Source organism: Streptomyces sp. NPDC088733 (assembly GCF_044751185.1).
Classification (GTDB): Bacteria; Actinomycetota; Actinomycetes; order Streptomycetales; family Streptomycetaceae; genus Actinacidiphila.
On sequence record NZ_JBIVLH010000004.1, the window covers coordinates 190,888 to 202,609 of the forward strand.

Sequence of the window (11,722 nt, forward strand, 5' to 3'; positions counted from 1 at the left end):
GCCCCTCAGCTCCCGGCGGGCCCGGTGACGATGCCCGAGACCTGCTCGCGCACCAGGTCCCGGGCCGCGGCGGGCAGTGTGCCGATGCCGGTGGACTCCAGGGCGTGCAGGGCCTGTTCGGCGCCGGCGTCGCACGGGACGGTCGCGCTCAGGACGTCGTAGCCGTCGCGGACGGCGACCCGCAGCCGGCTCCCTCCGGCGGGATCGGCGTGCACCGCGGCGGCCACGACGAGGGGCGGCGGCCCGCCCGCTTCGGCGGGCTGCTTGCGGTACCCGCTGGCGATCGGCTCGCGCCACCGGATGCCGAGCAGGAGGTGGTGCTTGGCCAGGGCGTCGGACAGGTCGGTCTCGTAGACCCCGTCCGTTTCGAGGGTGACGGCACGGGCGTCGAGGACGAGCGCGGCCGGCAGCAGGCAGCGCAGGGCGCTGCCGACGAGGTTGCCGCCGACCGTGGCCGTGCGGCGAACGGCTCCGGTGCCCACGCTCGCGGCCGCCCGGCGCAGTGCCTCCGGCACGCGGTCGTCGATCCGGTGCAGCACCACGGCCGCGCCCAGCGCCTCCCGTTCGATGCCGTTGGCCTCGGGCAGTTCCCGCAGCGACATGGCGTGCTCGGGGAAGCCGTCCCGCTGCCAGCCGGCCCACACGAGGGTCGCCCCGCCGATGGGCACCGCGTCCCTGGCCATGCACTCCTGGGCCTCGGACACCGTCGTGGGCAGATGCAGCAGCACGGCAGTCGACCTGCTTTCTGGGGAGCGGGCGGTGGAAGGAGATCGCTTCGCCTGTCCGATCGCCTGAGGTGCGTATTCTCCCCCGGCGGGCAGATCGGCGTACAGGGCACGGCAGTTGCGCTCTCCGGCCGCACCGGGGGCGGTCGCCGTGACCGGCGTCTCACCGGCGACCCGACACACTTGCTTGACGCGTCAATCACATCGGACGTACTTTCTCTTCGCAAGCATCTACTTGACGAGACAAGTACACGGCCATGTCGTTCACGCTGTCCACGCTGTTCAGGACGAAGACGAAGAAGAAGAAAGAGGCTCCCATGACCAGGATCGGCATCATCCTCGGCAGCACCCGCCCGGGCCGCAACGGCGAGGCCGTGGCCCGCTGGGTCCACGAGCTCGCCGCGCAGCGCACCGACGCCGAGTTCGAGCTCGTGGACCTGGTGGACTACAATCTGCCGCTGCTCGACGAGGCCTACCCGCCGGCGATGGGGCAGTACTCCCAGCCGCACACCCACGCCTGGGCGCAGAAGATCGCGTCCTTCGACGGCTTCGTCGTCGTCACCCCCGAGTACAACCACTCGGTGCCCGGCGCGCTGAAGAACGCGATCGACTTCCTGCACGCCGAGTGGGTCGACAAGGCCATCGGCTTCGTCAGCTACGGCTCGACCGGCGGCACCCGCGCCGTGGAGCACCTGCGCCTGATCGCCGCGGAACTCCAGATGGCCGACGTCCGCTCCCAGGTCGCCCTCTCCCTGTTCACCGATTTCGAGAACTTCAGCACCTTCAAGCCCGCCGACGGTCAGCGCGACACCCTCGCCACGACCTTCGACCAGGTCGTCCGGTGGGCCGACGCCCTCGCTCCGCTGCGCGCCGCCTGACACCGCACCGCGGCACCGGGAGAGGACCCCGGGCGGCGTCCCGTGGTCCTCTCCCGCCGCACCTCGCGGCACCCGTCCCTGGTGGGCGGGGCTGCGCCGATCGATGGGACGGCCGGGCGGGCGGGCCTGCCTCCGGGAGGGGCTGGGCAGGCATGGGGGCGGAGGTGCTGTCGCATGCCCAGCGGTGACATGCTCGCGCTCGTCGATGAGAGCGGCCGGGTGGTCGAGTGGGGTCCCGCGGCCGAGGAACTGCTCGGCCGGTCGCCCGAGGAGGCCGTCGGACGGTCCGTGACCGCGCTCATGGGCGCTGCCCCCGGGCCGGGCGCCGGCGGACTGCCCGGAGTGCTGGTCAAGCCGGTGCAGCGCGGCACGTCCCTGCTCTGGCAGGTGCTCTCGGCGGGCGATGCCGCGCCGGGGCCGGACGCGGCGGTCCTCCAGGCCCTGTTCGCCCACGCGCCGGTGGCGCTGTACGTCCTCGACGACCGGCTGCGCGTGGTGCGGATGAGCGCCGCCGGCCGCGGGCCGCGGGCCGTGCCCGCCGGACACCGCGTGGGCGGGCCCTTCACCGCGGTGTGCGCGTTCGAGGACCCGGAGGCGGAGGCCGACGTGGCGCGAGCCGTCCTCGACAGCGGGGAGCCCGTGGTGGACCGGCTCGTCCGGAGTGTGCGGACGCCGCAGGAGGCCAGGGACCGCATCCGCTCCTTCTCGTACTTCCGCCTCGAGGACGCCCGCGGCGGTGTGCTCGGTCTGGTGGCGTCGGCCGTGGATGTCACGGAGCGCGAGAAGGCGCTGCACCGGCTGGCGTTCCTGGACAGGGTCCGGGCCCGGGTGGGGCACCGGCTGAACGTCGCCACGGTGTGCCAGGAAGTGGTGGAGGTGGTGGTGCCCGCCTTCGCGAGCGTCGCCGTCGTCGAGGTGGTGGACGACGTCGTCCGCGGAGAGGAACCCCCCGCCGCCCCCGCCCGCCCGGACATTCCGCTGCGCCGGGCGGCCTTCAAGGGGATCGTCTCCGGTCACCCGGTCGGAGACGTGCGCTCCCTGCCGTCCGGCACGCCGTTCTCCCACGTCCTGGCCGACATGAGGCCGCGCCTGGTGCGGATCGACGAGGACAGCCGGTGGCTGGACGTCGACCCGGACCGGGGCGATGCCATCAGGCGGTCGCTCAGCCGTTCCTTGATCGTCGCGCCGCTGGAGCTGCGCGGCCAGGTGCTCGGCGTGGTCAGCTTCTACCGCCAGCTGCACGAGGACCCCTTCGAGGAGGACGACGTCCAGGTCGCGGCGGCGGTGTGCGCGCACGCCGCGCTGTGCATGAACAACGCCCGCCAGTACATGCGCGAGTGGATCATCGCGTCGACCGTCCAGCACCGGCTGCTCCCCCAGCGGTCCACCGCGCCGGACACCCTGGAGGTCACCGGCCTGCACCTGCGCAATCCGGAGAACGCGGGTGCGTGGTTCGACGTGATCCCGCTGTCCGGCGCGCGGACCGCGCTGATCGTCGGGAACGTCGCGGGGCAGGGCATGACGGCGGCGATCGTCGTGGGACTGCTGCGCACGGCCGTCCACACGCTGGCCGCCCTGGACCTGGAGCCCGACGAGTTGCTGGCCCGCCTGAGCGACACCGCGACCCGTCTGGCCGCCGCGTACGCCGCCCTGCCCCCGTTCGACCCCGGCCCGCCCGGTCCCCTGACCGCCGGCTGCCTCATCGCGGTGCACGACCCGGTGGCCCTCACCTGCACCGTCGCCCGCGCCGGCCTGCCGGAACCCGTCGCGGTCCTTCCCGACGGCACGACGCCGGGCGGTTCCGTCCCGCCGGGCCCCTCGCTCACCGGACCGGGCAGGGCCCCCTTCCCGGCGACCACGCTCAGCCTCCCCGAAGGCACCACGCTGGCCCTGGCGACGGCCTCACTCGCGGACCAGGTGCTGGCGCCGGCCGGCCCACTGCGTCCGCTCCTGGACGGCGCCCACACAACCACGCTGCCCGCCTTGCACGACGCCATCGCGTCGGCAGCCAGGGACGACAACGACGCCGCCGAGACGGTGATGCTGCTCGCCCGCACCAAGGCCCTGCCCGCCGGACGCGTGCTGACCCTGCCCCTGCCCGCGAACGCCGAGGCCGCGCCCGTCGCCCGCGCGGCGACGCTGCGGCAGTTGGAGGCGTGGGGCGTGGACGAGGAGACCGCGTTCACCACCGAACTCGTCGTCAGCGAGTTCGTCGGCAACGCGGTCCGCCACGGCGCTCCGCCGCTGCGCCTGCGCCTGATCCTGGACCGGATGCTGACCTGCGAGGTCAGCGACGGCGCGCCCAGCTCACCGCGGGTGAAACACGCCCGCACCGTCGACGAGACGGGCCGCGGGCTGTTCATCGTCGCGAGCCTCGCCGAGCAGTGGGGCACCCGCCACCACGCGCACGGGAAGACCGTCTGGGCGGAGCTGCCGGTGCCGGCCGCCCCGGCGCCCTGACGGGCGGTCCCGGGGCCCGCCGGACAGCGCAGGTGCGCGCAGCCCGTACGCTGAGGGGGCGATGAACGTCTTCAGCACGCCGTGGGGCGCCCTCGAACTGACACGCTTCCCTGCGGACCCGCGGGAGTCGCTGCGCGCATGGGACGCCGCGGACGACTACCTGCTGCGGCACCTGGCGGAGACCGGAACCGACCTGACGGGCGAGGTCGCGGTGCTCGGCGACCGCTGGGGAGCGCTGGCCACGGCGCTGGCCGCGCACCGCCCCACGCAGATCACCGACTCCCACCTCGGCCAGCAGGCCACCCTGGCGAACCTGCGGCGCAACGTTCCGCAGGCCGAGGCCGGCGTACGGATGCTGACGACGCGGGACGAGCCGCCCGCACGCATCGACGTCCTGCTGGTCAGGGTGCCCAAGAGCCTCGCCCTGCTGGAGGACCAGCTGCACCGGCTGGCGCCCGCGCTGCACGCCGGGACCGTCGTCGTCGGCACGGGGATGGTCACCGAGATCCACACCTCGACGCTGAAGCTCTTCGAGCGGATCGTCGGGCCGACGCGCACCTCGCTGGCCGTCCGCAAGGCCCGGCTGATCCTCAGCACGCCCGACCCCGCGGCGCGGCCCGGGGCGAACCCCTGGCCGCTGCGGTACGCGCTGCCCGACGACATCGGAGTGCTGTCGGGCCGCACGGTCACCAATCACGCGGGCGTCTTCTGCGCCGACCACCTCGACATCGGCACCCGGTTCCTGCTCCGGCACCTGCCCTCACGGCAGGGCCCCGACAGCGTGGTCGACCTGGGCTGCGGCAACGGCGTCGTCGGGACCGCGGTGGCGCTCGCCAACCCGGCCGCCGACGTGCTGTTCGCCGACGAGTCGCACCAGGCCGTGGCCTCCGCCGAGGCCACGTTCCGCGACAACCTGGGCCCCGCGGCCAAGGCCCGGTTCCTCGTCGGTGACGCCGCGGACGTCCTGACGGCGGTCCCGCCCGGCGGGGCCGACCTGGTGCTCAACAACCCGCCGTTCCACTCCCACCAGTCGGTCACCGACACGACCGCCCGCCGCATGTTCCACACCGCCAGGGAGGTGCTGCGTCCCGGCGGCGAGCTGCTGGTCGTCGGCAACCGGCACCTGGGCTACCACGTGCGCCTGCGGCGCCTGTTCGGCGACTGCGACGTCGTGGCGTCCGACCCCAAGTTCGTGGTCCTGCGGGCCGTCAGGCGCTGAGGGCCCCCGCCGCCCCGGCCGCTCACCCGAAGGCGGCCTCGTCGAAGGAGCAGCCGCCGCGGTCCGCGGCCGGCAGGGCGTAACGGGACGTCAGCCGGGGCGCGTGGCGGAAGTACTGCCGGAAGCCGGACGCCCGGAACCTCAAGTCGAAGGCGTGGCCCTCGACATGCCAGTGCGGCAGGTCCTGCCGGCCGTCCTCGGGGGCCAGCCGGTGCAGGGCGTCGATCTCCAGCTCCGGCGACCGGCCCCGGAACCCGAGCCCCCCTTCGAGATCCTGGACGTCCTCGAAGACCAGCGTCGCCGGGGACACCCAGAAGGTGAAGTGCTTCTCCGGGGGCAGCGGCTGGACCCATCGGACGATGTAGTCCAGGTCGAGCAGGAGACGCGGGGAGTCCGCGTCGGTCCGCTGCACGTGGAGGCCGTGCACGGTGGCGTAGTGCCACCACATGTCCTCGAAGTCCGCGTCGCTCCACACCCTCTTCGAGAGACCTGATTCCTGGTGATCATCTGCGCTCATGGCTGCATCCAACCAAATCTTCGCCCGGCAGCGGCAACGAGGGGACGGTGTGACAGACCGGGGTACGGGGCGGGTTGGCCGGACTGCCGCGGGTGGACCGGTGGACGACGGCACCGGTCGCGGCCCCGGAATCGGGGAGCAGGGCGGGCGGAGCCCGGTGTGCACGCTCGCCGCGAGGGTCTCGTCGCTCGCGGCCGGGCGGGCGCGGGACCCCCTCGCCGAGGCGGCCGGAGAATCCCCGGACGGCCCAACGCGGGCGGCAGGACGGGGGACGCGCTCGTGCCCGGCGGCTGAAGGGCGGCGCCGCATCCTACAGGGGGCCGTACGCGGCCCTGGCGGGGATCGCAGTTCCCCGCTCCACCCCGCACACGTTCCGTAGCCTCCCCGTCACAAGCGCCCGGCGGTCCGCCTGCCGGGGCACGAGCAGCGAGAGCAGGAGAAGTGACGATGGCGAACATCGAGACCTCCCTCAAGGAGACGATGACCTCGATCGAGGGCAGCGTGGGGGCAGCCCTGGTCGATTACACCAGCGGCATGGCGCTGGGCACGATCGGCGGCGGGAAGGACCTCGACCTGAACGTCGCCGCCGCGGGCAACACCGATGTGATCCGCGCCGAGACCCGCATCATGAAGGAACTCGGCATCAAGGAGGAGATCGAGGACATCCTGATCACCCTGGGCACCCAGTACCACCTGATCCGGCCGCTGAAGAACCGGAGCGGCAAGGGACTGTTCCTCTACCTCGTCCTCAGCAGTGCCAACGCCAACCTCGCGATGGCCCGCCACCAACTCAGGCGCATCGAGGCCGAACTGGAGATGTAGCGACACGACTGCCACCCGGGATCCGCATGCCCGTGAATTGAAGAATCTTTCAATTGGGCACATCCTCATCCTGAGAAGCCCGCAAATCCATCGGTGTGCGGGTCCCGGGGGCGGAAGGATTGGACAGCAGCATCGCGTCGGCCGCCCCGGTGGCCGGCGCGGAACGGCGTCGAGTCCGGGCAGGAGCAATCACACGATGCAGGTACCGCTGTACCAGGCCAAGGCGGAGTTCTTCCGCATGCTCGGGCACCCCGTGCGCATCCGGGTCCTGGAGCTCCTGCAGGACGGCCCCAAGCCGGTGCGCGAACTGCTCAACGAGATCGAGATCGAGCCGTCCAACCTGTCCCAGCAACTGGGCGTGCTCCGGCGCTCGGGCATCGTGGTGTCGATCCGCGAGGGCTCCACCGTCAGCTACGCCCTCGCGGGAGGCGACGTGGCGGAGCTGCTGCGCGCCGCGCGCCGCATCCTCACCGAACTCCTGGCCGGACAGAGCGAACTGCTCGCCGAGTTGCGCCAGGCCGACACCGGGAGCGGCACCGACCACCCGGCCGAGCAAGCCGTCCACCGAGCGGGCTGAGCGCGACCGGAGCGGCGCTTCGTCGCACTCCGCGGGCGGTTCCGGGCGCGGCTTCCCGGTCGTCCACCGTCCGCCGCGCGGGCCGGAGTTCCCCGGAACCCGATCATCACTCTTCTGGAGGCGGCGGCGCGCGCTCCCACCGGTGGTGCGGACGGACTGCTTGGGTGGGGACCCGCCACCCGGCCTCCGTCACCCTCTCCCTGGGGAACACATGCTGCACACCACCGAGGCGACACCTCTCGCCACCGCGCCACCGGATGTCGACTCCGTTCTCCGCGACCGCGTACGGCCGTTCGCCGACGAGGTCGACCGCGCGGGCCGCTTCCCCCGCGAGAGCGTGCGCGCGCTCGCGGACGCCGGTGCCCTCGGCCTGCTCAGCTCTCCGGCGCTCGGCGGGGCCGGCGGCGACCTGCGGCAGGCGGCCTCGCTCGTCGAGCGGGTGGCGGGGACCTGCGGCTCCACGGCGATGGTCCTGCTCATGCACTACTCGGCCGTGTCCGTCATCGAACGCCACGGGCCGGACGACGTACGGCGGGCGATCGCCGAGGGCCGCCACCTGAGTACGCTCGCCTTCTCCGAGCGCGGGTCGCGCAGCCACTTCTGGGCACCCGCGGGCACCGCCGTCGCCGGAGAGCCGGGCACCGTGCGGCTGGACGCGGTGAAGTCGTGGGTCACCGCGGCGGGCGAGGCCGACAGCTATGTCTGGTCGAGCCGGCCGCTGCGGGCCGACGGCCCCATGACGCTGTGGCTCGTCCCGCGCGACCTCCCCGGGCTGTCCGTGCGGGGCGACTTCGACGGTTTTGGGCTGCGCGGCAACGCCTCCTGCCCGGTCACCGCCGAGGGCGTGTCCGTGCCTGCCGAGGCAGTGCTCGGGACCGACGGGCAGGGCCTGGCGACCGCGCTGGAACTGGCGCTCCCCTGCTTCCTCGTGCTCAGCGCCGCGTTCTCCCTCGGGGTCATGGAGACGCTGACGGACCTGACCGCCCGCCACCTGCGCACCGCTCGCCTGGAGCACCTGGGCGAGACGCTGGCGCAGCAGCCCGTCTCCCGCCGCCAGTACGCCCAGTTGCGCCTGCGCACCGACTCCGTGCGCACCTTCCTGGACGCCACTTTGGACGCGATGGCCGCCGGGAGCCCGGAGGCGACGGTGCGGGCGCTCCAAGTGAAGGCGCTGGCCGGCGAGGCCGCGGCCGAGGTGGCGGACGGCGCCATGCGCCTGTGCGGAGGATCGGCCTTCCGCCGGGACCTGGGTGTGGAGCGCCGGTTCCGGGACGCCCTGGCGGCACGCGTCATGGCGCCGACCACCGAGGCGCTGTACGACTTCTGCGGCCGGGCCGGGCTGGACCTGCCGCTGTTCGAGGAGGCCCAGTGACCGGCATCGTCCTGGGCGCCGTCGCGTACGACCCGAAGGTCGTCACGATCTGGTCCGGTTTCCGCTCCTGGCTGCGGGAGCACGGCCTCGACCTGGACTTCGTGCTCTACTCCCACTACGAGCGGCAGACCGAGGACCTCGTCGCCGGGCGCATCGACGCGGCGTGGCAGTCGCCGCTGGCCTGGCTGCGCTCCTGCCGCCTGGCGCGGGCGGCGGGCACGGACGTCAGGCCGCTCGTCATGCGCGACACCGACCGCGACCTCACCTCCGTGATCGTGGTGCGGTCGAACGGGCCGGTCGCCACGGTCGCCGACCTCAAGGGCGAGACCGTCGCCGTCGGCGCGATCGACTCCCCGCAGGCGACGCTGCTGCCGCTGCGTCATCTGAGGGACGCCGGCCTCGTTCCGGGGGCCGACTTCCGCGTCCGGCGCCACGACACCGGCGTCGGCCTGCACGGGGACCACATCGGGGGCGAGCGCGAGGCGGCCAGGGCGGTCCTCGCCGGTGAGGTCGCGGCGGCCTGCATGAGCGACGCCTCCCACCTCACCTTCGGCCTGGAAGGCGCCCTGCCCGCCGGTACCACGCGCGTGCTGGCGCGTACCGCCCCCTTCGACCACTGCGTGCTCGCCGCCGGGCCCTCGCTCGGCGCGGAGCGCGGCGAACGCCTGTCGGCGCTGCTGGAGTCGATGTCCTACGCGGACCCCGACGTGCGTCACCTGCTCGACCTGGAGGGGCTCAGGCAGTGGCTCCCGGGACGGGACACCGGCTTCGGCGACCTGGCGACCGCCGTCGACGAGGCGGGCTTCTACGACGCCGAGGGCGCCGTCACGATCGCCGGCTACCGGCCGTGACCGCGGGCGAGGAGCCCTCCGGCCCCGTACTGGACCTGGCGGGCACCGGTTTCGACGAGGGCGCCCACCTCCTGCTGCGCCGCTCGCTGAGCCAGGTCGCGGCCGGGGGCCGGGTCTCGGTCGCCGGCATGGGTCCCGCGCTCCTCGCCCCCCTCACCGCCTGGTGCCGCCGCGAGGGCCACACCGTGACCCTCGCGGCGCCGCACGAGGCCCCGGTGCGCGCCCATGTGCACCGGGGTCACTCGGCCGTCGCCCGGTGGGAGGGCGCCGAACGTGCCGGGGGGCCGGACGCGCGGGAGGTCGCCGGGCAGCCGCCCCTGTACTGGGGCCTGGCCGCTCGCGGTGCCCTGGTGGAGGCCGGCGGACCCGAGGTGCCCTTCGCGGTCGCCGACCGGGACGTCGCCTGGACGGATCTCGCGCCGCGGCTCTACCGGCAGGCGGCGGCCGCGCAGTGGGACCCGCTGACCGCCGTCCCGTGGGACACCGTCTTCGCCCTGCCGGACGAGGTCGAAGCGGCCGTCGTACAGGTCATGACGTACCTGGTGGAGAACGAGCAGGCGGCGCTGATCGTGCCCGCGCGCCTGCTCGTGCAGGTGCACCCGCACTTCCGCGAAGTGCTCCAGCTCCTGGCCGTGCAGGCCGCGGACGAGGCCCGGCACATCGAGGTGTTCACCCGCCGGGCGCTGCTCAAGGGCGGCAGCATGGGAACGTCCACGGTCGGCGGCCGGGCGTCGCTGACGACCCTGCTGAGCGAGCCGGACTTCTCGATCGCCTCCTTCCTGCTGTCGGTGCTGGGCGAGGGCAGCTTCCTCAATCTGCTGGCCTTCCTCGAACGGCACGGCCCCGACCCGGTCACCCGCCGGATCAGCCGGCTCGTCCGCCAGGACGAGGCCCGGCACGTGGCCTTCGGCCTGGGGCACCTGGAGCACCGGGCGGGCGTGGACCCGCGGCTGCGCGGCCGGCTGCGGGCCGCGGTGGAGCGGCGGCACGACGCGCTGGCGGGCTCCGCCGGCCTGAACCAGGACGTCTTCGACGCCCTCGTGCTCCTGGCGGCCGGTTCATGGGATCCGGCGGCCGTCGCCCGCGGCTGGCGGGCGGTGCAGCGCCTCCAGGCGGACATGGACGAGGCGCGGCGCCACCGGCTCTCCCGCCTGGGCTTCCCCGACGACGAGGCCACCGCCCTGTCGGCGCTGCACACGCGCAACTTCATGTGACGGCGACGGCGGCATGCGGCCGCCGGGGCCGCGCGCGGGCACGACGGGGCGGTGCGTCCTACGATGGTCGAAACGGCCCCTCGCGCCCGCCTGTCCCACTGTGCCGCCCCGGCGGTCACCAGGCAGCCGACGCCCAGGGGTTCGCCGGCCGAGGGAGGCAACTCCATGTCGCGCAAGCCCGTTTCGTGCTTCCTGCTCGCGCTCGCCGTCGCCCTCGTTCCGGCGGCCGCCGTGGCGCGTGCGGATGCGCCGATGCTCCTGGACGACCTGACCCGGCGGCCTTCGGTCATGCCGTCGACCTTCGAGGCGACGAACACGGTCGCGCTGGAGGGCCTGAGCTGGTCCCACTGGGGGTCCGCGACGGCCACCGGCCGGGGCACGCTGAGGATCAACACCTGTGAGCCCAACTGCGCGGAGGGCCGCGTCCGCGTCCTGCCGGGCTCCGACCTCCAGGTCCAGGGCGTACGGATCGACCAGGGCCGGCACTACTACCGGCAGTACCGGATCCTGAACGCGTCCTTCTCCCCGTCGGACCGCGCGCTCTACTCGCACTGGACCGACGCCTACACCCCCGGGGACTTCCGCTGAGGCCGGGGGATCATTCCTCTCCGGAGAACCGCTCCCACGCGGACTGGCGGGTGATCCCGAGAGTGCCCCCGATCCTGTGCCACGTGACGCCGCGCCGGCGCAGTTCCTGCACCCACGAGCGAAGGTCGGCCTCGGCCCGGTCGATGTGCCCCGCCACGCGCGGGATGTGACCGAGCATCTCCTCGTCCGTCATCGACTCCCAGATGGGCACGGCCGGACCCGAAGGGGTGCCGAGGCTCCCGTCGACGATCGAGGCGGACAGGGCCACGCACTCGTTGCAGATGTACACACCGGGCCCGGCGACCAGCTTGTCGATCTCGGCGGCCGACTTGCCGCAGAAGGAGCAGTGGGTGAGTTCCGGCAGGGTCTCGGACACGGTCATGACGCGCCTCCAGACTGTGGACGTGCGTGAACTCTAGGCCGTCAGGGTGCTCCTGACAAGATGTCAGACATGATGATCCGTCAAAGGGTGGGTGGGTCAGACAGGTTCGACTTCCCG

The 11,722-nt window shown here is 73.5% G+C and carries 12 protein-coding genes; 9 read left to right on the forward strand and 3 right to left on the reverse strand.

From position 1 onward, the window contains the following. Positions 1 to 5 precede the first annotated feature (5 nt). Complete coding sequence (locus ACIP64_RS09700) at positions 6 to 728, reverse strand: FAD binding domain-containing protein (protein WP_401583460.1); 723 nt, start codon at positions 726 to 728, stop codon at positions 6 to 8. A gap of 314 nt (positions 729 to 1,042) precedes the next feature. Between ACIP64_RS09700 and ACIP64_RS09705 the strand changes: the two genes are divergently transcribed. From ACIP64_RS09705 to ACIP64_RS09715, 3 genes are all read left to right on the forward strand, one after another. Next, on the forward strand, positions 1,043 to 1,603 hold the full coding sequence (locus ACIP64_RS09705; protein ID WP_401583816.1) for an NADPH-dependent FMN reductase: 561 nt from the start codon (positions 1,043 to 1,045) through the stop codon (positions 1,601 to 1,603). 174 nt (positions 1,604 to 1,777) lie between these two features. Beyond that, complete coding sequence (locus ACIP64_RS09710) at positions 1,778 to 4,063, forward strand: SpoIIE family protein phosphatase (protein ID WP_401583462.1); 2,286 nt, start codon at positions 1,778 to 1,780, stop codon at positions 4,061 to 4,063. A 61-nt stretch (positions 4,064 to 4,124) separates the two neighbouring features. Continuing rightward, positions 4,125 to 5,282, forward strand: a complete 1,158-nt coding sequence (locus ACIP64_RS09715; RefSeq protein WP_401583464.1) for a methyltransferase — start codon at positions 4,125 to 4,127, stop codon at positions 5,280 to 5,282. A gap of 22 nt (positions 5,283 to 5,304) precedes the next feature. On the opposite strand, the gene ACIP64_RS09720 is transcribed toward ACIP64_RS09715, so the two are convergent. Continuing rightward, positions 5,305 to 5,799, reverse strand: a complete 495-nt coding sequence (locus ACIP64_RS09720; RefSeq protein WP_401583465.1) for a hypothetical protein — start codon at positions 5,797 to 5,799, stop codon at positions 5,305 to 5,307. A gap of 447 nt (positions 5,800 to 6,246) precedes the next feature. Here ACIP64_RS09720 and ACIP64_RS09725 point away from each other — a divergent pair, with 447 nt between their 5' ends. The 6 genes from ACIP64_RS09725 to ACIP64_RS09750 all read left to right on the forward strand — a co-directional run bounded on the left by ACIP64_RS09725 (position 6,247) and on the right by ACIP64_RS09750 (position 11,223). Further along, positions 6,247 to 6,621, forward strand: coding sequence for a hypothetical protein (locus tag ACIP64_RS09725; protein ID WP_401583466.1), 375 nt, complete (start codon positions 6,247 to 6,249; stop codon positions 6,619 to 6,621). A gap of 196 nt (positions 6,622 to 6,817) precedes the next feature. Next, positions 6,818 to 7,198 carry an ArsR/SmtB family transcription factor gene (locus ACIP64_RS09730; protein WP_401583467.1) on the forward strand — a complete coding sequence of 127 codons (381 nt, stop codon included), beginning with the start codon at positions 6,818 to 6,820 and terminating at the stop codon, positions 7,196 to 7,198. A gap of 211 nt (positions 7,199 to 7,409) precedes the next feature. Continuing rightward, the gene (locus ACIP64_RS09735) at positions 7,410 to 8,570 is read left to right on the forward strand and encodes an acyl-CoA dehydrogenase family protein (protein ID WP_401583469.1); all 1,161 of its coding nucleotides are present in this window, start codon (positions 7,410 to 7,412) and stop codon (positions 8,568 to 8,570) included. Next, a complete protein-coding gene (locus tag ACIP64_RS09740) occupies positions 8,567 to 9,421 on the forward strand; it encodes a phosphate/phosphite/phosphonate ABC transporter substrate-binding protein (RefSeq protein ID WP_401583470.1) in 855 nt (284 codons plus the stop codon). Before ACIP64_RS09735 ends, ACIP64_RS09740 begins: the two co-directional genes overlap by 4 nt. Further along, positions 9,418 to 10,635 carry a ferritin-like domain-containing protein gene (locus tag ACIP64_RS09745; RefSeq protein ID WP_401583472.1) on the forward strand — a complete coding sequence of 406 codons (1,218 nt, stop codon included), beginning with the start codon at positions 9,418 to 9,420 and terminating at the stop codon, positions 10,633 to 10,635. The genes ACIP64_RS09740 and ACIP64_RS09745 overlap by 4 nt, the downstream gene beginning before the upstream one ends. A gap of 165 nt (positions 10,636 to 10,800) precedes the next feature. After that, positions 10,801 to 11,223 carry a hypothetical protein gene (locus ACIP64_RS09750; protein ID WP_401583474.1) on the forward strand — a complete coding sequence of 141 codons (423 nt, stop codon included), beginning with the start codon at positions 10,801 to 10,803 and terminating at the stop codon, positions 11,221 to 11,223. A 10-nt stretch (positions 11,224 to 11,233) separates the two neighbouring features. Here ACIP64_RS09750 and ACIP64_RS09755 read toward each other — a convergent pair whose 3' ends face one another. Beyond that, positions 11,234 to 11,605, reverse strand: coding sequence for a ClpX C4-type zinc finger protein (locus ACIP64_RS09755; RefSeq protein ID WP_401583475.1), 372 nt, complete (start codon positions 11,603 to 11,605; stop codon positions 11,234 to 11,236). Between the last annotated feature and the right edge of the window lie 117 nt (positions 11,606 to 11,722).